The organism is Streptomyces sp. NPDC006309, from assembly GCF_040613095.1.
Lineage (GTDB): Bacteria > Actinomycetota > Actinomycetes > Streptomycetales > Streptomycetaceae > Streptomyces.
In genome coordinates this window covers 35,875-56,242 of sequence record NZ_JBEXRO010000019.1, presented here as the reverse complement: position 1 = coordinate 56,242, position 20,368 = coordinate 35,875, and the positions used below count along the sequence as shown (strand labels likewise).

Below are 20,368 nucleotides of genomic sequence, written 5' to 3'. Positions count from 1 at the left end.
GGTGCTGCCGACCGCGTGGCCAGGCGCACCCACCGGCACGTCGAACGCCTTCGTCAGGACCTCTTACAGCCCGAACTCCCATTGGCACCAGGCCAACAGAACACGTGTTTCGTCGGGCCATCGGTCGGCCAGCGCATTGAACGCCTGCTGGGACAGCGCACAGACCGGTGGCAGCGTACGGATGCCGCTCAGGTACGCGGGTTGGCCGCCGCCCGGGTTGCAGACCGCGAGCATCAGAACGGGCCAGGTCGCCGCGACTCGTTGCGCCCACTGCGTACGGTGTTGTCAGTAGACGTCGCGGACGTAGCGCTTGTCCGCGGACAGGCGCCTGACATAGGCGGCGGCTTCGTCGTTGTCCATGCTCCCGTGGGTGGCCGCGATGTCCTTGAGGGCTTGGTCGACGTCCGTGGCCATGCGGGAGGCGTCGCCGCATACGTAGAAGTGGGCGCCGTCCTGGAGCCACTGCCACAGGCGGGGGCCGTGTTCGCGCATGCGGTCCTGGACGTAGATCTTGTTGCGCTGGTCGCGGGAGAAGGCGAGGTCGAGGCGGTCGAGGTGGCCGGACGCCTGGTACGCCTCCAGGTCCTCGCGGTAGTAGAAGTCGGTGGCTTCGCGCTGTTCGCCGAAGAAGAGCCAGCTGGGGCCGGTGTGGCCGCGGGCCTGGCGGTCTTCGAGGAAGCCGATGAAGGGGGCCACGCCGGTTCCGGGCCCGACCATGATCATGGGGGTGGCGGGGTCGGTGGGCGGGCGGAAGTGGGGTGAGCGCTGTACGAAGACCTGGACGGGGCCGTCGTCGGCGTGGTCGGCGAGGTAGGTGGAGCACACGCCGTTGCGGTCGCGGCCGAGGTCGTTGGTGTAGCGGACGACGGAGACGGTGAGGCGGACCTCGCCGGGGTGGGCGAGCGGGCTGGAGGAGATGGAGTACAGGCGGGGCTGGAGACGCTTGAGGACTGCCGCCCACTCCGCGGCCGAGGCACGGACAGGGAATTCAGCGAGGACGTCGGCGGCCTGGCGGCCCCAGCTCCACTGCGCGAGCGCGTCCTTGTTGTCCGTGCGCAGCAGACGCTTCAGGTCATGGTTGCCGGTGCGGTCCGTCACGAACTTGAGCAGGTCGGTGGTGATGCGGGCGATGTCCAGGCGGGTGCGCAGGGCTTCCTCGAAGGGGAGGGGTGTGCCGTCGCCGAGGTCGACGGGTTCGTCGGGGTCGAGTCCGGTGAGGGCGAGCCATTCGGCGACGAGCGGGGCCCCGTTGGCCGGCCAGACGCCGAGGGCGTCACCGGCCTCGTAGGCGAGTTCGCCGTCGCGGGTGTCGAAGGCGAACTGGCGGACCTCCTTCTCGGAACCGGGCAGGCTCAGCAGCCTGTTGCCGACGAGGAGGGTGGCGAAGGGGGATGCCTTGGTGTAGTCGGCCGGGGCGGCAGGCGGTGGCGGGGATGGTGCGGCGGCCGGTGCGGGCGCGGTGGGTGCCGGTGTGGCCGGCTCGACCGCTCCTGTGGGCACGGGCTGCCGGTCTTCGGCCGTGGCCAGGGCGCTGACGACCTGCCCGAGCCACTGTTCGGCGGGTCCCTCGAAATCGGGCTCGCAGTCGGTGCGGGGGACGAGCCGGGTGGCCCCGAGGGCGTCGAAACGTTCGTCGAGGCGGCGGCCGTGGCCGCAGAAGTCGTCGTAGTTGGAGTCGCCGAAGGCGAGAACCGCGTAACGGATGCCCTCCAGGCGCCCGGCATCTGCAGCGGAGAGGGTCTGCCAGAAGCCGGCGCCGTTGTCTGGGGCGTCGCCGTCGCCGAAGGTGCTGCTGAGGAGGAGTACGTCGGTGTCCGGGGTGAGCTGGGCCGGGGAGGCTTCGGCCATCGGCAGCAGCTCGGCGGTACGGCCGGAGTCGGTGAGGCGGGCGGCGGCGGTGGCGGCGAACTCCTCGGCGTTGCCGGTCTGGGAGGCCCACAGGATGACCAGGCGGCGGGTCGGTACGGCCGCATCGGCTGCCGGGGCACCGGTCTGCGCAGGGACGAGGGCGGGTGCCGTGGCGGCGGGTGCGGCGGTGCGGGAGAACATGCCGGCGAGGACACCGTCGACCCACAGGGCGCTGTCCGGGGTGAAGGGCGCGCTCGGCGGCAGGACGGGGACGCGCCCGTCGGGTGGGGTGGCGGCGAGGCTGGAGAGATAGCCGGAGAGGTAGCGGCGCTCCGGCTCGGCCAACGGCGCGGGGGCGAGGTCGGTGATGCCGAACAGCGCGGCGAGCGCGTGGACGGGCGAATCCGCCGGGGCGGCTGCGGCGGTCGCTACGGGCACGCGGGCGGGGGGCACGGGTGTGGTCTCCGGCTGAGTGCTCGGGCGGGTGGCCGGGACGGGTGGGGCCGTCTTGGCGAGGGTGACGGCGCAGACCTTGAACTCGGGCTGAAAGGAGATCGGGTCGATGGCGTCGTTGGTCACGGCGTTGATGCTCAGGTACTCGCCGAACAGGTCGTTCCAGTGGAAGGGCGCGAAGCAGTCGCCCGGCCGGACCCGGTCGGTGACCACGGCGGGCAGCACGGCACGCCCGCGCCGGGAGGCGACCTCCAGGTGATCGCCGTCGACGACGCCGAGTCTGTCCGCGTCCTCGGGGTGGACCTCCACGAACGGGCCGGGGTCGAGCTTGTTGAGCTTGGCCACCTTGCCCGTCTTGGTCATGGTGTGCCACTGGTGCTGAAGGCGGCCGGTGTTGAGGATGAACGGGTAGTCGTCGTCGGGCAGTTCCGCGGCCGGCAGGTGCGGGCGGCCGAAGAACTGCGCGCGTCCGCTCGCGGTCGGAAAGGCCAGACGGGGGCGGGAGCCGTCCTCACGCTCCAGGAGGGCCTGGCTGACGCCGTCGTTGAGGTAGCGGATCGGGTTGCGGTCCGAGCCCTCGGCGGCCGGCGCCGGCCACTGGACGGGCGTGATGCGCAGCCACTCGTAGCTCACGCCGCGCAGGTCCCAGCCGGTCTTGGGGTTCCACGCCTGCTTGAGTTCCTCGAACACCTCCTCGGCCGAGTCGTACGTGAACGCCTCGGCGAAGCCCATCTCGCAGGCCACCCGGGCGATCAGCTGCCAGTCGGGCAGCGCCTGTCCGGGAGGGTCGACGACGCCCTGTACAAGGGTGAGGTTCCGCTCCGAGTTGATCATGATGCCGTCGGACTCCGCCCACAGCGTCGCAGGGAGCACGACGTCGGCGTAGGCGTTGGACTCGGTCTCGGCGAACACATCCTGAACGATGACGAGTTCGGCGGCCTCAAGGCCGGCGATAACGGTCTTGCGGTTGGCGACCGAGGCGACCGGGTTGGTGCAGATGATCCAGCACGCCTTGATGTCACCGGCGGCCATCTGCTCGAACATCTCCACCGTGCCGCGCCCGACCTCGGTGCGCAATGAGCCTTCGGGGATGCTCCACAGGTTCTCGATGAAGGCGCGCTCGGCGTCGACCAGGACGGAGCGCTGACCGGGCAGCCCCGGCCCCATGTACCCCATCTCCCGGCCGCCCATGGCGTTGGGCTGGCCGGTCAGCGAGAACGGGCCGGATCCCGGACGGCAGATGGCGCCGGTGGCGAGGTGCAGGTTGACCAGGGCGTTGGTGTTCCAGGTGCCGTGGGTGGACTGGTTCAGGCCCATGGTCCAGCAGCTCATCCACTCGCCGGCCTCGCCGATCCACTGCGCGGCCTGGCGGATGTCGGCCTCCGGGATGCCGGTGATCTCCGCGACCTTCTCGGGCGGGTAGTCCGCGAGGAAGGCGGGCATCGTCTCCCAGCCCTCGGTGAACTGGGCGATGAACTCCTCGTCGGTGTGACCGTTCGCGACCAGCAGATGCAGCAGGCCGTTGAGCAGGGCGAGGTCGGTGCCGGGCTTGATCTGCAGGAAGAGGTCGGCCTTGTCAGCGGTGGCGTTGCGGCGCGGGTCGACGACGATCAGCTTGGCTCCGGCCGACTTGATCCGGTCCATCATCCGCAGGAAGAGGATCGGGTGGCAGTCGGCCATGTTGGCGCCGATGACGAAGAACGTGTCCGCGTGATCGAAGTCCTGGTAGGAGCCGGGCGGGCCGTCCGCACCCAGCGACAGCTTATATCCGGTGCCGGCGCTGGCCATGCACAGCCGGGAGTTGGACTCGATCCGGTTGGTGCGGACGAAGCCCTTGGCCAGCTTGTTCGCCAGGTACTGCGCCTCCAGGGACATCTGCCCGGAGACGTAGAAGGAGAGCGCGTCCGGGCCGTGCTCGTCCAGGATCGCCCGCAGGCGGGCGGCGACCGCCGAGATCGCCTCGTCCACGTCGGTCTCGGCCGGCTCGGCGCCGCGCTCGGCCCGCACCAGCGCCTTCGATATCCGTCCGGGCGCGGCCATCATGTCCGCGCTGGTGGCCCCCTTGGTGCACAGGCGGCCGAAGTTGGTGGGGTGCGCCTTGTCCCCGGACGCCTTCGCCGCGCGGCGGCGGCCGTCGGCTGGGTCCCGCGTGATGTCGAGCACGATGCCGCAGCCGACCCCGCAGTACGAGCAGACCGTGCGGATGCTGCCGTCCTTCGAGCCAGATACCACCGAAACTCCACCCCCGCCGCGTGTGTACCGTCCCGAGCCGGGACGGCCCAGCCAGGCGGCGGGCATCCCAGGATCAGCACCGTAGGAAGATCGAATTACCGGTGAGTCACACGCCAGGAGCACCCGGGGTTACACCCCGCGCACACCCCACGCCGGCACCCTGTGAGACGAGGGAACCGGCATCCTCACGGGGGTGACGCGGGCCCCGTCCACAGGGCGCAACTCCGCATGGCTGGTTAGCGTGACATGACCTTGATGATCACTCTCTACCGTCTCGCAGCGATCCACCTGGACGCCGCGCCACCCCCGAGGAGACCTCGTGATGACCCGTTCCGTGCGCCGGACCCGCCGGATGCTTCAGGTGACCGGTGCGAGCGCCGCCGCGCTGCTGGCCCTGAGGGCCTGCTCGTCCGTCGGCGTCCGCGGACTCCTCCGCGTCGAGATCGGCCTCGCCGAAGCTGTCCGGTGACGTGACCGTCTTCGCCGCGGCCTCGCTGAAGGAGAGTTTCACGACGCTGGGCGAGGAGTTCGAGAAGGCCCACCCGGGGACGAAGGTCACCTTCGGCTTCGGCGGCAGCGACTCGCTGGCCGCGAGCATCACCGGCGGTGCCCCGGCCGACGTGTTCTCCTCCGCCAGCCCCAGGGCCATGAAGATCGTGACGGACGGGAAGGACAACGCCACTACCCTGGCCACCTTCGTCCGCAACCAGCTGGAGATCGCCACCCTGCCCGGTAACCCGGACGAGATCGACTTCCTCGAGGACCTCACGGACTCCGGCCTGAAGGTCGTGCTGTGCGACAAGACGGTGCCCTGCGGTGGCGCCGCCCAGGAGGCCCTGGTCGGGAGCAAGCTGAAGCTCACCCCGGTCTCCTACGAGGAGGACGTCAAGGCCGCGCTGCCGAAGGCGGAACTGAAGGAGGCCGACGCGGCAGTCGTCTACAAGACCGACGTGAAGGCCGCGGGTGACAAGGTGGAGGGTGTGGACTTCCCCGAGTCGGCCGACGCCATCAACTACCCGATCGCCCTGCTGAAGGACTCCGAGAACGCCGAGGCGGCCAAGGCGTTCATCGCGCTGGTGCAGTCCGCCGAGGGCCGGAAGGTCCTGACCGAGGCCGGGTTCCTCAAGTCCTGACCCCCGGCGCGGGCCGGCCTCCGGCCCGGCGCCTGCCACCGCTCTGAGCCAGGCGTGCCACGTCGGCGGCGGGAAGTGGGTTCGGCGACCCGTCCACGCATCAGAAGGGCAAGGTCCGCCGCCTGCTGGCCGAGTGCAGGAGACTTCGCCGTATGGCTGATCCGACCGGGCCCGCTCAGACCGTCCACCACCTCTTCTCCTACGGCACCCTGCAACTGCCCGAGGTCCAACTCACCCAGTTCGGCCGCCTGCTCCACGGCACTGCCGACGCGCTGCCCGGCCACCGCATGACGACCATCCAGATCACCGATCCCGCCGTGATAGAGGCCAGCGGCACCGACCGGCACCGGTTGGTCGTCGCCGCCACGGACCCGGAAGACGCCGTCGAGGGCCAGGTCTTCACGATCAGCGACGCCGAACTGGCCATGGCCGACGCCTACGAGGTCGACGAATACGCCCGGGTCGAAGTCATCCTGCGGTCGGGAAACCGTGCGTGGGTCTACCTGGAGCGCCAGGGTGCCGAGCAGCCCGCGGGTGTGCGGGAGCGGCTGCGGAGCCTGGAGGTCTTCGCCGGCCCGCTGGCCGACTTCGACCCGGCCATCGCCCCCGCCGATCCGGCCGAGCTGTTCCTGGGCTGGCTGCGGGAGGTGATCGCGGCGGGGGTGCCTGAGCCGCATGCCATGACCTTGTCGACGGTCGGTGAGGACGGGGGCCGGACGCCCGGGTGCTGATCCTGAAAAACGTGGATTGCGACGGCTGGCAGTTCGCGGTGCACGCCGGCAGTCCCAAAAGCCGTCAGCTGGCCGACCGGCCCCTTGCGGCGCTTACCTTCTACTGGCCCCTGCTAGGGCGGCAGGTCCGGGTGCGGGTGCCGTCGAGCTCGCCCCGGCCGAGCAGAGCGTCGCCGACCTGTTGGCCCGCTCGTCCTGCGCCCGTGCCGAGGTGCTGCTGGGCCGTCAGAGCGAGCACCCGGCCGACACCGAGGAGCGTGACCGGGCTTTCCGTACGGAAGGCCACGTTGTCCAGGGCGGTGAGGTGGGGGAAGAGCAAGTAGTCCTGGAAGACGACGCCGACCGGGCGGGACTCGGGTGCCGTACGTTCCAGCGGCGCGCCGTCCAGGCGTAGATGACCGTCCGTGAGCGGGACGAGTCCGGCGAGTGCGCGCAGGGCGGTGGTCTTGCCGACGCCGTTCGGGCCGAGCAGTGCGACCACGTCGCCGGGTGCGGCCGTCAGGGCCACGTCGAGCCGGAAGGCGCCGCGGTCGACGACGAGACGGGCGTCCACTCCCTCCGGGGTGGCCCGGGGACGCGCGACGAGGAGTCGTCCGAGGAGGAGCAGGCGCTCAGGGCCAGCAGCGCGGCGGTTGCCGCACCGGCCACCTGCAGGGTCCGGCGGGTACGGCGCGCGGTACGGGTCATCACGGGTCCACTCCCTTTGTTCCTCGCGAACACTCGCGAAGACTTGTCTACGGTCTCTCGACGACCACGTTGGTCGACTTGATCACGGCAACCGCCGGAACACCGGGCTCCAGCTTCAGTTCCTCAGCCGACTCGCGGCTGACCAGCGCCACCACCCGGAACGGTCCGGCCTGGATCTCCACCTGCGCGGACACACGTCACCGAGGATTACGTCGGTGACGATGCCGGAGAGGCGGTTGCGGGCCGAGGAGCCGGTCTTCTCCCGCTCCGTTCGGTGCACCTGCCGGGCGTAGGCCGCAAGGACCGGCCCGGCGATGATCCGGCGGCCCATCTCGTCGCGCTCGGCGGTGAGTTTCCCGCCGTCGACCAAGCGCCTCACGGTGTCGGCGCTGACACCGAGTAGGGCGGCAGCATCCCCGATCCGGTAGGTGTGCATGCGCCGATGATATTGCCGCAAATGCAAGGTGGAGGTCGTCTTTCTCATCGCATGAGCCGGATGTTTGATCCGAGAGGTTGGAATGTGCGTTTGTATGGAATGCCGGTCCGGGTACGGTCATCCGGGAGGTGGTAGCCCGTGAGTCAGTCCCTCGCAACTGCCGGTACGGCCGCCAGTCCGATGGCGGAACTCGCCCTCACCGGCGATCTCGCACGCCCGGCCCGGCTGTCGGTGCCCGACCTGCTCGGCTGGCCCCAGCATCGGGTGCGGGTCAGCTTCGAGTGCGCCGCCAGCGGCGTACAGCACCACGGCTTCGAAGGGCCGCTGCTGCACGACGTCCTGTCGGCCGCCGGACCGGCCTTCGATCCCGCCCGCCGCAAGGACCGCCTGCGCTTCCTGATCGCGGTGACGGGAGCGGACGGGCACCACGCGCTGCTGTCCTGGGCGGAGATCGACCCGGACTTCGGACGCGCTCCCGTCCTGCTCGCGGTCAGCATCGACGACACCCCGCTCGACCGGGCCGGCCCGCAGCTCGTCCTTCCCCAGGATCGCTGCGGCGCCCGGCACATCAGCGGCATCAACGCCATCCGCGTGGACGGCGGCTACACCTCATGGACCTGACGCCGATGAGAGGAGCCCGGTGAGTCCGACGCAGCAGGCGGACGTCCTGGTCGTCGAGCACGTACCGCACGAGGGGCCGTACGCCATCGCCGCGGCCCTGGAAGCCGCCGGGCTGGCGCTGCGGGTGTGCCGGACCTGGGCGGGGGACCCCGTGCCGGACACGCTCGCCGGAGCGGTGGCCCTGGTGGTGATGGGCGGCCCGATGGCGGCGTACGAGGACTTTCCCGGCCGTGCGTCGGAGCTGGCGTTGCTGCGTGCCGCACTGGCCGCCGAGGTACCCGTGCTCGGGGTGTGTCTGGGGGCGCAGCTGCTGGCGGTGGCGGCCGGTGGCCGGGCTCGTCCGGGGGAGGCGGGGCCGCAGATCGGCTGGGGCGAGGTACGGATGCAGTGGGCCGCGCGCATCGACCCCTTGTTCGCCGGCGTTCCCGAACTGCTCAGGGTGTTGCACTGGCACGGCGACACCGTGGACCTCCCGGCCGGGGCGACGCTGCTCGCCTCCGGCGACCGCTACCGCATGCAGGCGTTCCGGACCGGCGGTGCGGCCTGGGGCTGCAGTTCCACCTTGAGGTGGACAAGGCCGCCGTCGACGCCTTCGCCGCTGCCTTTCCCGAGGAGGCGGCCAGCGCGCCGCACCTGCGCGAGTCCGCACCCGCGGAACTGGCCGCGCTGGCCTCGCACCGCGAGGACGTGTTCGAGCGCTTCGCCGCACTGGTGGCCGGCCGGGCGACACAGACCGCGAACCGTGCCTTCTTCACGCCCATGGCAGCCACCTGGGAGGAGCGCTTCGCCGCCGACGGCGCTGTCTACGAGGCGGCTGTCGTCCGGATGGGACTGCGCCCCGGGCAGACGGTTCTCGATCTGGGCTGCGGCACCGGGCGGGTGCTGCCCGCGCTACGGACGGAGGTCGGGGACGACGGGGTGGTGCTCGGCGTGGACTTCACTCCGGCGATGCTCGATGCCGCCGCCCGGCACGGGCGGGCCGGCCACGCCGGGCTGCTGCTGGCCGACACCTGCCGCTTGCCCCTGCGGTCCGGAACGGTAGACGGTATTTTCAGCGCCGGACTGATCAACCACCTCCCCGAACCCGCCACCGCGTTGCGCGAGTGGGCCCGGGTGACGGCCCCCGGCGGTGTCCTGGTCCTCTTCCACCCTTCCGGCCGCGCCGAACGGGCCGCCCGTCATGGCCGCCCCCTCGACCCGGACGACCCGCTGGACGAGACCAACTTGCGGCCCGCCCTGCACACAGCTGGCTGGCACCTGACCTGCTACGAGGACGCGCAGCACCACTTCCTGGCCCGCGCGGTACGCATCGCCTGAGCTCCTCGGCTCAGCGCAGCAGCGCCGCCACGAATGCTTCTTCGTGGCGGGCGATGTGCGCCTGGTCCGCCCGGTAGAGCGCGTCGTGGCCGTCGGCGATGTGCTGGGGGAAGGCGGCGACACCGGCCGCGGCCCGCTGTGTCCCCACGAGGTGCTCCAGTCGCTCAACTTGCGGTGCCGGGCAGGGCCTCACGGTCGGCGCGACCGAGCCCTTAAGCGTCGGCGAACAGCGGCAGCCGACGGGTCTGTTCGGTCACGGGCAGGCGGTATGGCTCCCACCGGACGCAGCCAGAGTTCGTGCGGCGGAGCGCGTCTGTCATCGCCTCAGTACCTGCGTGGCCCGCGCGACGCACGCCCAGTACGGAGAGGGCCGTGCCGCAGCAATGATCGATGACGTCCTGGACGCGGATGACTTCGCGGATGGGTGTACCCCAGCCCCGTCGGTGCGGCGCGTGGTCATCGCGGGCTCCGTGCGGCAGAGGCTACTCACCCGACCCGCGGCGGCCCGCCTGCCGGCTGTCGGGGCCCCACGGCGCCACAGCTCAACCCGCAGCTGGTTCGAGCAGCGCTGGGAGGGTGCTCCCGTCCAAGGGCTCGCTAGGGGTTGTCGTCACCTCACGCCCACATCAGGAGCGATGCGAGGGGGACGGCTGCTTGGTAGGACTCGGTCTTGTCGTAGCGGGTGGCGATGCCGCGCCACTGCTTGAGGCGGTTGAAGTACCGTTCGACGGCAAAGACGGTGTACCGCGAGTTCATCGACTCCGGCAGCCGGGTAAATGGAACGCGGTATCAGTACGAGACGAGCCTTCGCCTCCACGTGGAGCCCTGATTCGGGAGTACTGCCACGCAAGTCCGACCCCGTCGACGCCTGTGCCGCAGCAACAGCCGTGCTCTCGGGCCGCGCCCCGGGGACACCGAAGTCCCGCAACGGCATCGCTGAAGCCATCCGCGCCGCCCTGCGGTGCCCCGCAGCTCGGCCATCGAGGCCCGCACCCAGACCATCAACCAGATCCGCACACCGATCATCACCGCCCCAGCGAAGTGCGCGAGCAGTTCCGGGGATTGCCTACGGTGGAGCTGATCGACCACCTGGCCCGCTCCCGACCCGTCGGCGATCTGGCGGACCCCGCCTGCGTCGTCAGGACAGCTCTGCGGCGCCTCGCCCGCCGTTACCGGGCACTCAGCCAGTAGATCGCCGACACGGACGCTGAGCTGAAGCCCCTGGTGACGAGGGCCGGCACCGCAGCTGCTTGCCCTGCCCGGTGTCGGTCACGGGACCGCCGGACAGCTTCTGATCACCGCTGGCGAGAACCCCGAGCGGCCGAGGTCCGAGCCGTCCTTCGCGCCCACCCGTGTGCGGCCGCACCCCATCCCAGCGTCCTCCGGCCGCACGAACCGGCACCGCCTCAACCGTGGAGGTGACCGCCAGGCGAACCGGGCTCTGCACGCGATCGTCATCGTCCGCATGCGACACGATCGCCGGACGCAGGAGTACGTTGCCCGTCGCAGCGCCCAAGGCGTGACGAAGAAGGAAATCCTCCGCTGTCCGAAACGCTTCGTTGTCCGGGAGGTCTACAGACACCTGCCTCACCGGCACAGTACGCCTCAACAGCCGGCCGGCCGGCTGGCAGCCCGTCAGTAACCGCAATGTCTGTGGGTGCAGAGTTGGTTGACAGGCTCTCGCCCCGATGCAATCGCCCCGATGTCCCCTCAGCAGTGCATCGATGTCTCAGGCGTAGGGGTCGAACGGGATTCCGGAGGGCTTGGAGTAGGCGAGGTTGTCATTGAAGGAGCCGTCCTTGATCTTGATTGTGGCCTCACCGAAATCGGCGTTCAGGAGCTTGTCGCGGTAGCCGGCCGGGTAGCCCTCCCAGCCGACGAGGCGCGGGTAGAACCAGCCGCCGGTGGCGTTCTCCGCTGGCTCGTCGTCGGTGTTCGCGAAGCGGAAGTCGTGGGTCGACACGCCGTCCTTGTGGTACACGATCTTCGGGTGGGTTCCGTCGAAGCGTACCGAGGAGCTCGGACTCACCAGGTATGAGGAGTGCTGCGACACAGAGACGTACCGGACCTGGTTGTTGGAGATCCACACGATGACGTGTTCCCAGTCGTGGGTGTGGCCGATGGCCGCCGGCCCCAGCGTGGCCTGGTCCTTCTCGAAGTAGCTGGCGTACATGACGGCGCACCAGCCGTTGTTGCACTTCTCGCGCGAGTACGTGTTGGCGTTCGCCAGCTGAGCGGGATCGTGGCAGTGGCCGTTCACGTCTCCGCCCAGGGGCAGCCCGGGATTGATGGCGCCGTCCGCGCCGATCGCGGCGGTGGTGTAGCAGCCGTCGCCGTCGTAGTCGTAGGCGGGGGAGAACGTCTGCTCCAAGCCGTCGGCGTGCTGCGGCAGGAGGGTGAGAACGTTGGCGTTCGCGTCGGTCGGGAGAGCGATGACCAGGGCCGTGGCGGCGAGGGCGCTGGTGAGCGCGAGGTCGCGGATCCTCTTGCCGGGGCGCTTCGTTCGGCGGGAAGTGGTCTCCGTTTGCGGGGCCGGTGATGAGGATGTGGTGCGCACTCCAACTCCTTTTGTGGGGTGGCGAGTTGCAATGATCCTCTTGGTTTTCTGCGTCGAGATCAAGGGACGTCGCGGATGTTGCTTGTCGTGCCTCGGACCGGTGGCCGAGCGAGCCGCGCCGACCGCTCCGGTTCCGTACTGTCCGGTGTTCCGCGTGTGCTTCTCCGGGGGCCGGTGGCCGTGCCGTCGGCGATCAGGAGGCATGGGGTGATCACCACGAGGTCGGCCAGGGTGTCCGCAGCCCGGCCGATGCGCGAGAACGTCAGCGGGCGCCGGTGAAGAGCCTCTCGCGCAGTCCCGGTTGGCGAACGCTGCCGTGCCGCCCGACGTGGCACGGCCGATTCCTCGTCGGTCGCCTGGGGCTCCGGCACAGAATGCCCGGACCCCTGACCGTGGGTGGTGAATGCCGGCAGAGCCGCCGGGGGGGACCCGTTCTTCGGGTATGGCAGCGGCTTCTCCGCGGGGGGGCGCCCCTTGGGGGTGCGGACTTCACCACGCGGGTCTGTACAAGCGGACCTTGCCTGGGCAGTCGATCGACCCATGGAGTTCAGTTGCCAGTGCTGGCGGTTCCGGTTTCGGCGGACGTGCTGAGCAGGCCTACGAACATGGTCTGGTGCAGCGTTTCCACATGGTGCCGGGCGACTTCCCCGGCCGCGGCGGTGTCCTGGCGACGCAGGGCGTCGAGGAGTTCGCGGTGCTCGCGGTTGGAAGCGCGCAGCGCGTCCATGGGATAGGGCAGGTAGTAGCGGTAGAGCTCGCGCAGGACCGCGCCGTAGGGGCCGGTGATCGAGGAGCTGCCGGTCGCCTCGGCGAGCCGGAGGTGGAAGCGTTCGTCGCAGCCGTGGAACTCGGCCCAGCTGGGCGCGCGGTCCATCTCCTCGACGAGTTGCCGCAGCTCGGACAGGTCCTCGTCGGAGGCCCGGACCGCCGCCAGGTGGGCGATGCCGCATTCCAGGGCGAGCCGGTGGTCGATCAGCCGGCGCACGGCGTCGCCGGCCGTGCGGTACACGTCCGTGGTGAGGACGGTGCCGGGAGTGGGGTGCGCGGCGACCAGGGTGCCCCCGCCGCGCCCGCGGCGGCGCTCCAGAACACCGTCGGCACACAGGGAGACCAGGGCGCGACGGGCGGTGATCTCGCCGACGTCGAGGGCCTGGGCGATCTGCGGGGTGCCCGGCAGTCGCTCGCCGGGGGCCAGCAGGCCAAGATCGACGGCCAGAGCGATCCGGGCCCGGACCGCTTCCAGTGCGGACAGCCTGCGCACGCCGCTGAGTTCGGGGGCCGTGAGGCCGGTGGTCGGGGCGTGGTCGCTGCCGGGCATGGTGTCACCCTAACCAGCTTCGTCGATCACCGCTGAAAAATGCTCATCTTGAGCACTCTTGTTTAAGTGCTCATCTTGAACTAGTTTCGCGTTCATGTCCCGCCCCCTGCCCCTGGCTCTCGCCCAGCTCCCCCCGAGGCCCGCACATATGCCGCTCGCTGGTTTCGCGTCTGAGGCGGAGAGCATCATGGCCCGCTTCCCGCACACCCGGATGGCGGTCTTCCCCGAGCTGCACCTATGCGGCGTCGACGCTCTCGGCGCCGAGGCGCAGGAGCAGCTGCGAGAGGTCGCCGAGCCCCTGGACGGCCCCCGCGTCAAGGAGCTCGCCGAGCTCGCCGGAGATCTGGGTCTCTGGCTGCTGCCCGGCTCGGTGTGCGAGCGCGGGCCGGCCGGGGAACTGTTCAACACCGCCCTGGCCTTCTCCCCCCAGGGGCGCCTGGCGGCCTGGTACCGCAAGGTGTTCCCCTGGCGGCCGAGCGAGCCCTACGACCCGGGCGACCGGTTCGTGGTCTTCGACGTCCCGGAGGCAGGGCGGATCGGTTTCGCGATCTGCTACGACGCCTGGTTCCCGGAGGTCGCCCGCCACCTGGCGTGGCAGGGCGCCGAGGTCATCGTCAACCCCGTGATGACCACGACCGCCGATCGCGCGCAGGAGGTCGTCCTGGCCCGCGCCAACGCCATCGTCAACCAGGTGCACGTGGTCAGCGTGAACACCGCCGGCCCCCTGGGCAGCGGGCACAGCCTGGTCGTCGACCCCGAGGGCAGGATCCGGGCCGAGGCGCCCGGCGACGGCAGCACCATCCTCACCGACGTGATCGACCTGGACGACGTGACCCGCGTCCGGACGTACGGCACCGCAGGCGTGAACCGCATGTGGGACCAGTTCACGGACACCGACGCCCCCATCGAGCTTCCGCTGTACGGCGGCCGCATCGACCCGCGCACCTGGCGTCCGGGCGTCTGACCTCCGGCTTCCCGCCCTTCACCGTCCCCCGCTCGTACGTCCCCGGAGCCCCATCATGGCCAATGGCACCACCGGCGCGCCCGCACTCGCGCGCACCCTCACCCTCAGAGCCGTCGTGCTGTTCGGTCTCGCCTACATGACCCCGCTGATCGTGCTGGGCACCTTCGGCGTGGTCGCCGCCAGTACCGGTGGGGCGGTCCCGACGGCGTACCTGCTCGCTCTGGTCGCGATGCTGTTCACGGCCCACAGCTACGGAAAGATGGCCGCCGCGTACCCCGTGGCCGGCTCCGCCTACACCTACGTCCGCAAGGCGATCGACGGGCGGCTCGGCTTCCTCGTCGGCTGGGCGACCCTGCTCGACTACTTCTTCCTGCCGATGGTCATCTGGCTGATCGGCGGGGCGTACCTGCAGGCCCAGTTCCCGAGTGTGCCGCACTGGACATGGGTCATCGGCTTCATCGCCGTCACCACCGCGCTGAACATCCGGGGCATCAAGACCGCCGAGCGCGTCAACGACCTGCTGATGGTCTTCCAGGTGCTGGTCATCGGCATCTTCGTCGTCCTCTCGGTGCGCCACGTCTTCCAGACGGGCGGCGCCGGTGCGCTGGTGAGCACCACACCCTTCGCCAACGGCGCGACGACCGCCGCCGGGGTCTCGGCGGGTGCCGCCATCGCCGCGTACTCCTTCCTCGGTTTCGACGCGGTCACCACGCTCACGGAGGAGACGGTCGACCCGAAGCGCACCATGCCGCGCGCGATCCTGCTCACCGCGCTGATCGGCGGCGGCATCTTCGTCCTGGTCGCCTACACCACCCAGCTGGCCCATCCGGGCAGCGCCTTCGGCGACCCCAGTTCCGCCGCCTTCGAGATCGCCAAGACCATCGGCGGTGACCTGTTCTCCTCGGTGTTCCTGGCCGGGCTCGTCGTCGCGCAGTTCGCCTCCGGCATCGCCGCCCAGGCGAGCACCTCACGCCTGCTGTACGCGATGGGCCGCGACGGCGCCCTGCCGCGCAAGGTGTTCGCCCGCCTCTACGAGCGCTACCGCACCCCCGCGCTCAACATCGCGCTGACCGGCGCGGTCGGCCTGATCGCCCTGCGCCTGGACGTGGCCGCCTCGACGTCCTTCATCAACTTCGGCGCGTTCACCGCCTTCACCTTCGTCAACGTCTCCGTACTCGCCACCTACGTACGGCGTCGCCGCGCCGGCGAGTCCCCCCGCCCGCTGTCGTACCTCGTCGCCCCCGCGATCGGCGCGGTCGTGGACCTTTACCTGCTGTACAACCTCGACGGCAGGGCGCTCACCCTGGGCCTGGTCTGGCTGAGCCTCGGCGTGCTGTACCTGGCCTACCTGACCCGGATGTTCCGCGTGCCGCCGCCGGAGATGTCGTTCACGGAGACCGCACCGGAAGACGTCCAAGGCGCCGCGCCTGTGCAGAACACGAAGTGACCGGGGTCTGATCAGCCGTACAGGCTGCTGCCGGGGCTGACGCCGAGAATCGACGCGAACAGCTGGTAGGCGTCGACTCGGCTCAGCACCGGGCGGGGTTCTTAGCCATCACAATCCAGAGAATGTTGATGGAGCGGATGGTCTGCCCGAAGCCGGCCTGGTTCACCATGGCGTTGTGCGGAGTCATGGGGCCGGGGCCGGACCGGGTGTTCCAGTACCACAGACCGGTCTTCCGGGCGACGGAGGCGTCGTTCGCACCGGCCAGGGGTGATACACCAGTCCGCCGGTCTCATGGCTGACGTCGGCGAGGAAGGCGGCGGCCTCCTGCTTCTTCACGATGTCGCTTCCGGTGTTGGTGAAGGCCGGGTAGGCAGGCATGGACGAGGCCGCTGTAGGTGCAGAAGCTGTTCCGGTCCGGGAACATCTGGTTGAACTCGGCCTCGGAGACGACGAGTTCTGACGGGGTGTTGCCGCCGCCGCTCGCCGGGGCGTTCCGTCACCGGGGTTGGACCACTGCTGGGCAGCGGTGCCGTTGCAGTCGTGGAGCCGGACGGTGGTGCCGTTCGCGCTGCCTGGCCCCGGCCACGTCGACGCACTCCCCGGCGAGTCCGGTGATCCGGCCGTCGGCGGCGTGGGCGGCGCGGAGGTGGAGAGTACGGCGAGCACGGCTGCGACGACGCCACCGGCCGCGAGCCGGCCGAAGGCCATGCGTCCGGGAAAGAGCCGTATGAACATGGCGGGTTGACATGCGAAGTTCGCTCGCATGCCGACGTGACCGGCGTCAGGATCAAGGCTTCCGCCGAGCCGGGCGCAGGCTCCGTCGGTCAGGTCGAGGCACTTGGGTTCCAGGAGCGTCTGGACGAAGGTGCCCCGGTCATTGATGCGTACGACCAGCGACCTGCCGTTGGCGACATCGGTGACCTGGATACGGGTGCCGAACTACAGCTGAGGCTGGCGGCTGGGAGAACTCGCAGCGGTGGCCGCGCTGTTGTCGAAGCATTCTCCGTCGACGGTGAGGGCGCCCGGTGGCTGGGGCCCGTAGTGCGTGACCCGACACCGGTCGCCTGCCTTCTGGAGGGGGCGGCCAGTGATGTGGAGGCTGTCGGAAGACAGGCCGAGAGTGCAAGCGCGGCTGTGACGAGGCTGCACCGTAAAAGCGGTGAAGCGTGTGCGGGAGCGGACGGCCATGAATGACGATCGAGCCTTTCGACAAGGGCACGGGGACGACACCCCAGCTCGACTGACATGAAGTCCGGGCGCGTTCATGAAGCCGCCGGCCGGCACTAGGCCGTGTATCGAAAGTGGATCTTGAGGGATGCATGATCGCGGTTTATGGCGCGAGGAGATCTCACGGACGAACAGTGGGCGGTGCTGGAGCCCTTGTTACCGAAGGGGAGGAAGGAGGGACGGCCGCCCATCTGGTCCCGGCGGCAGCTCATAGATGGCATACGATTCCGGGTCCGTACCGGTGTCCCATGGAGGGACGTCCCTGTTGAGTACGGGCCTTGGGGCCGGATCTACGATCTGTTCCGTCGATGGCAGCGGGATGGCACCTGGCACCGGGTCCTCACGCGGCTGCAGTCCCTGGTTGATGCAAAGGGTTCGATCACGTGGGATCTGAGCGTTGACTCCACAGTGTGCCGCGCTCATCAGCACGCGGCCGGGGCTCGTAAACGGGGTGACCTGCAGAAAGAGCCACCCGGCGGTCTATTCACCGAGCCCTCTGATCACGGACTGGGACGTTCGCGCGGCGGGTTCACCACCAAGCTGCACCTGGCTGTTGAGCAGGGACAAAAGCCCATGTCCGTCGTGATCACCGCTGGACAGCGCGGGGACTCGCCGCAGTTCGAACCAGTGCTGGAGAAGGTCCGCGTGCCCCGTATCGGGCCGGGCCGGCCTCGTGTCCGTCCCGATCGCGTGAGGGCTGACAAGGCGTACGCCTCCCGCAGGAACCGCGCCTACCTGCGCCGACGCGGCATCCGTTGCACCATCCCGGAAAAGGCCGACCAGGCGCGTAACCGCAAGAGGCTGGGCGCTCTCGGTGGCAGGCCGCCCAAATTCGACGCCGAGGACTACAAGGCTCGGCATGCGGTCGAGTGTGGAATCAACCGACTCAAAAGGCACCGAGCTGTGGCTACCCGCTTCGACAAACTCGCGGTCCGCTACGAGGCGACCGTCCTCGTAGCGGCCATCAACGAGTGGTTGTGACGTAATGGTCCGACGACAACTCGAATACGCGTACTCGCCGACCGCCAGCGGGACTGACGGTCTCACGGACCGGATGCATACCCAGTTTGGTCATGATCCGTTCGGATGCGTCGTTGCCCACTTGAGCGATGCTGACGATCCGCTCCAGCCCTCGCTCTTCGAACCCGAACCGCACAGCGGCCGCAGCGGCCTCGGTGGCCATGCCCTGCCCCCAGTGGGAACGTCCCAGCCGCCAGCCGACCTCAACCGCCGGCAGAACCTCCGGCAAGTAGTTGGGCACCGAAAGGCCGGTGAACCCGGCCAGCTCGCCAGTGGACCGGATCTCCACGGCGAACAGACCGAAGCCCTGTGACTCCCACTCGCTCTCCCACGCCTGGACCCGGCCGCGAGTCTGCTGTTCGTCAAGGACGCCGCCGTCACGAATCCACCGCATGACCTCGGGGTCGGCATTGACGGCAGCCATGGGCGCAACGTCTTCCTCGCGCCAGCGACGCAGGATCAAACGGGGAGTCTCAAGCATGACCATCCAATCATTCTTGATCACAGATGGGCCCTCCGTCATCCTCACCAAGCACTTTCGGTACACGCCCTAGAAGGTCTGCACCAGGCACGTCAAGTGGTGAACGGTCAAGGGTGCCTGGGGTCGGCCAATTGAGCGGGTCCCGAGGAGATCACACAGTGCTGTGCCCGACTTTGTCGTCACAGACGCAGGTGTGCCGTTGCCGTTCCTGTGGACTCCCCCTGGTTTTGCGTTCAGTTGTTGACGCCGGGCAGAGGCGGGAGTACAAACCCCGAGAGCGCTCTCACGCCTGCTGTTCCTCCAGCCCCCACGTACGCCCACTCGGCATCCGGAGACCCCCCATGCAGACTTCCTTCAGTCCGCTCACGCGCAGACCGGCAGCGCATGTGGCGCGCTCCCGCACGGCTCTGGTCCTGGTCATCGCCCTGCTCACCGCCTGCTTCGTCGCCCTGACGCCCTCGCCCGCACGGGCCGACGACCAGTTGCTGTCCCAAGGGCGGCCCGCCAACGCGTCCTCCACCGAGAACGCGTCCTTCCCCGCAACCGCAGCCGTCGACGGCAATCCCGGCACTCGCTGGTCCTCGGCCTTCGCCGATCCCCAATGGCTCCGGGTGGACCTCGGCTCCGTCCAGCAGATCACCCGTGTCACCCTCACCTGGGAGGCCGCCTACGCCAAGGCCTACCAGATACAGACCTCCACCGACGGGGCCAACTGGACGACGGTCTACTCCACCACCAACGCCACCGGCGGCACCCAGGACCTGACCGTCACCGGCAGCGGCCGATACGTGCGCCTCTACGGGACCGCGCGGGCCACCCAATACGGCTATTCGCTCTATGAGTTCCAGGTCTACGGCCCCGGCGGCGGCACCACTCCGCCGGACGGCTTCTGGGGCAGCACCAGCGACATCCCGCCCGCGCTGAACGCCGTAGAGGTGAAGATCCTCAACCGGACCAACGGCAAGTACCCCGACAGCCAGGTCTACTGGAGCTTCAACGGCCAGACGCACTCCATCGCCGAACAGCCCTACCTCGACATGCCGGCGAACTCCGCAGGCCGCATGTATTTCTACCTGGGCTCACCCAACAGCCCCTACTACGACTTCATCGAGTTCACGGTCGGCAACAACGTCTTCAACGGCAACACCACACGCGTCGACGCCTTCGGACTCAAACTCGCCATGCGGCTGCACGCCAAGGACGGCTACGACGCCGAGGTCGGCGAGAACCGGGAGACCTTCGCCGAGGACCGGGCAACCACGTTCCAGCGCTTCACCAACGCGGTTCCGGACCAGTTCAAGGTACTGGCCCAGACACAGGCGCCGTACCGGATCATCGCACCCGGCAGCGACCCGAGCTTCCGCGCGGGCGGCGCCAACGCCGACTACTTCACCTCCTACGCCCAGTCCGTCGGCGTCAACGCCGCCACGTCCGACATCTTCGGCTGCGCCGCATCCCTGGCCAGCAACCCCGACATGTGCGCGGCCCTCAACCGCCACGTGGCCACGCTGCCGGCCTCCCAGCAGGCCGACCCGACCCAGTACTACAAGGCGGCACCGGCGAACTACTACGCCAAGTTCTGGCATGACAACGCCATCAACCACCTCGCCTACGGCTTCCCCTACGACGACGTCGCGGGTCAGTCGTCCTTCATCTCCCACGGCAGCCCGCAGTGGCTGCTGGTCGCTGTCGGCTGGTGACGACCAACCCGCGCGCTGGGATTGACCGCGGGGCCGTTGCACTGGAAGCTGTCGCCGGCCCCGCAGGCCCGTCAAGTCGCAGGAGTCCCAAGTGGGACATCGAAAGGCGCGCGGTCACCTGAGCGCCGTCGCCGCCGCGACGGCGCTGTTCACGGGTGCAGACGTCACAGCCGAATCCGCTCCGACAGTGTTATCG

12 protein-coding genes and 9 pseudogenes are annotated in these 20,368 nt (G+C 69.4%); 11 read left to right on the top strand and 10 right to left on the bottom strand.

Annotation, left to right across the window (positions count from 1 at the left end; all coding sequences use genetic code 11):
• Positions 1 to 285: 285 nt before the first annotated feature.
• On the bottom strand, positions 286 to 4,533 hold the full coding sequence (locus ABZ117_RS23375) for a bifunctional nitrate reductase/sulfite reductase flavoprotein subunit alpha (RefSeq protein WP_356823642.1): 4,248 nt from the start codon (positions 4,531 to 4,533) through the stop codon (positions 286 to 288).
• Between the two features lie 322 nt (positions 4,534 to 4,855).
• Here ABZ117_RS23375 and modA point away from each other — a divergent pair.
• The 3 pseudogenes from modA to ABZ117_RS23360 all read left to right on the top strand — a co-directional run.
• Positions 4,856 to 5,666 (top strand): annotated as a pseudogene (modA, locus tag ABZ117_RS23370) (molybdate ABC transporter substrate-binding protein).
• A 152-nt stretch (positions 5,667 to 5,818) separates the two neighbouring features.
• A pseudogene (locus ABZ117_RS23365) lies at positions 5,819 to 6,169 on the top strand (gamma-glutamylcyclotransferase family protein); the annotation flags it as partial.
• A gap of 45 nt (positions 6,170 to 6,214) precedes the next feature.
• Positions 6,215 to 6,653: pseudogene (locus ABZ117_RS23360) on the top strand (pyridoxamine 5'-phosphate oxidase family protein); the annotation flags it as partial.
• 21 nt (positions 6,654 to 6,674) lie between these two features.
• Here the strand turns inward: ABZ117_RS23360 and ABZ117_RS23355 are convergent.
• The 3 pseudogenes from ABZ117_RS23355 to ABZ117_RS23345 form a co-directional block, all read right to left on the bottom strand.
• Positions 6,675 to 7,004 (bottom strand): annotated as a pseudogene (locus ABZ117_RS23355) (ATP-binding cassette domain-containing protein); the annotation flags it as partial.
• Positions 6,977 to 7,084: pseudogene (locus ABZ117_RS23350) on the bottom strand (molybdate-binding protein); the annotation flags it as partial. The pseudogenes ABZ117_RS23350 and ABZ117_RS23355, both read right to left, overlap by 28 nt.
• Positions 7,085 to 7,131: 47 nt before the next feature.
• Positions 7,132 to 7,520, bottom strand: a pseudogene (locus tag ABZ117_RS23345) (TOBE domain-containing protein).
• Between the two features lie 138 nt (positions 7,521 to 7,658).
• On the opposite strand from ABZ117_RS23345, the gene ABZ117_RS23340 reads away from it, so the two are divergent.
• From ABZ117_RS23340 to ABZ117_RS23330, 3 genes and pseudogenes are all read left to right on the top strand, one after another.
• On the top strand, positions 7,659 to 8,141 hold the full coding sequence (locus ABZ117_RS23340; RefSeq protein ID WP_356823641.1) for a molybdopterin-dependent oxidoreductase: 483 nt from the start codon (positions 7,659 to 7,661) through the stop codon (positions 8,139 to 8,141).
• A gap of 19 nt (positions 8,142 to 8,160) precedes the next feature.
• A pseudogene (locus ABZ117_RS23335) lies at positions 8,161 to 8,583 on the top strand (gamma-glutamyl-gamma-aminobutyrate hydrolase family protein); the annotation flags it as partial.
• Between the two features lie 125 nt (positions 8,584 to 8,708).
• Positions 8,709 to 9,458 (top strand): methyltransferase domain-containing protein, encoded by a 750-nt coding sequence (locus ABZ117_RS23330; RefSeq protein ID WP_356823640.1) that lies wholly within the window; start codon positions 8,709 to 8,711, stop codon positions 9,456 to 9,458.
• A 10-nt stretch (positions 9,459 to 9,468) separates the two neighbouring features.
• Here the strand turns inward: ABZ117_RS23330 and ABZ117_RS23325 are convergent, their stop codons facing one another.
• Positions 9,469 to 9,606, bottom strand: coding sequence for a hypothetical protein (locus tag ABZ117_RS23325; RefSeq protein ID WP_356823638.1), 138 nt, complete (start codon positions 9,604 to 9,606; stop codon positions 9,469 to 9,471).
• Positions 9,607 to 10,073: 467 nt separating this feature from the next.
• Positions 10,074 to 10,187, bottom strand: a pseudogene (locus tag ABZ117_RS23320) (IS5/IS1182 family transposase); the annotation flags it as partial.
• Between the two features lie 517 nt (positions 10,188 to 10,704).
• On the opposite strand from ABZ117_RS23320, the gene ABZ117_RS23315 reads away from it, so the two are divergent.
• Positions 10,705 to 11,100, top strand: a complete 396-nt coding sequence (locus ABZ117_RS23315; RefSeq protein WP_356823794.1) for a transposase — start codon at positions 10,705 to 10,707, stop codon at positions 11,098 to 11,100.
• Between the two features lie 87 nt (positions 11,101 to 11,187).
• Here the strand turns inward: ABZ117_RS23315 and ABZ117_RS23310 are convergent, their stop codons facing one another.
• Positions 11,188 to 11,940: an NPP1 family protein gene (locus tag ABZ117_RS23310; RefSeq protein ID WP_356823793.1), complete on the bottom strand. Its 753-nt coding sequence runs from the start codon at positions 11,938 to 11,940 to the stop codon at positions 11,188 to 11,190.
• 622 nt (positions 11,941 to 12,562) lie between these two features.
• Complete coding sequence (locus ABZ117_RS23305) at positions 12,563 to 13,333, bottom strand: FCD domain-containing protein (RefSeq protein ID WP_356823636.1); 771 nt, start codon at positions 13,331 to 13,333, stop codon at positions 12,563 to 12,565.
• 94 nt (positions 13,334 to 13,427) lie between these two features.
• Here ABZ117_RS23305 and ABZ117_RS23300 point away from each other — a divergent pair, with 94 nt between their 5' ends.
• Together ABZ117_RS23300 and ABZ117_RS23295 are read left to right on the top strand one after the other, a co-directional pair.
• Complete coding sequence (locus ABZ117_RS23300) at positions 13,428 to 14,297, top strand: carbon-nitrogen hydrolase family protein (RefSeq protein ID WP_356823634.1); 870 nt, start codon at positions 13,428 to 13,430, stop codon at positions 14,295 to 14,297.
• A 55-nt stretch (positions 14,298 to 14,352) separates the two neighbouring features.
• The gene (locus ABZ117_RS23295; protein ID WP_356823633.1) at positions 14,353 to 15,744 is read left to right on the top strand and encodes an APC family permease; all 1,392 of its coding nucleotides are present in this window, start codon (positions 14,353 to 14,355) and stop codon (positions 15,742 to 15,744) included.
• Positions 15,745 to 15,755: 11 nt separating this feature from the next.
• Here the strand turns inward: ABZ117_RS23295 and ABZ117_RS23290 are convergent.
• Positions 15,756 to 16,452: pseudogene (locus ABZ117_RS23290) on the bottom strand (glycoside hydrolase family 19 protein).
• 624 nt (positions 16,453 to 17,076) lie between these two features.
• Between ABZ117_RS23290 and ABZ117_RS23285 the strand changes: the two are divergent.
• A complete protein-coding gene (locus ABZ117_RS23285) occupies positions 17,077 to 17,952 on the top strand; it encodes an IS5 family transposase (RefSeq protein WP_356823631.1) in 876 nt (291 codons plus the stop codon).
• Here ABZ117_RS23285 and ABZ117_RS23280 read toward each other — a convergent pair.
• Positions 17,936 to 18,472 carry a GNAT family N-acetyltransferase gene (locus ABZ117_RS23280; protein ID WP_356823792.1) on the bottom strand — a complete coding sequence of 179 codons (537 nt, stop codon included), beginning with the start codon at positions 18,470 to 18,472 and terminating at the stop codon, positions 17,936 to 17,938. The genes ABZ117_RS23285 and ABZ117_RS23280 overlap by 17 nt on opposite strands.
• A gap of 341 nt (positions 18,473 to 18,813) precedes the next feature.
• On the opposite strand from ABZ117_RS23280, the gene ABZ117_RS23275 reads away from it, so the two are divergent.
• The gene (locus ABZ117_RS23275) at positions 18,814 to 20,172 is read left to right on the top strand and encodes a beta-1,3-glucanase family protein (RefSeq protein ID WP_356823629.1); all 1,359 of its coding nucleotides are present in this window, start codon (positions 18,814 to 18,816) and stop codon (positions 20,170 to 20,172) included.
• Positions 20,173 to 20,368 lie beyond the last annotated feature (196 nt).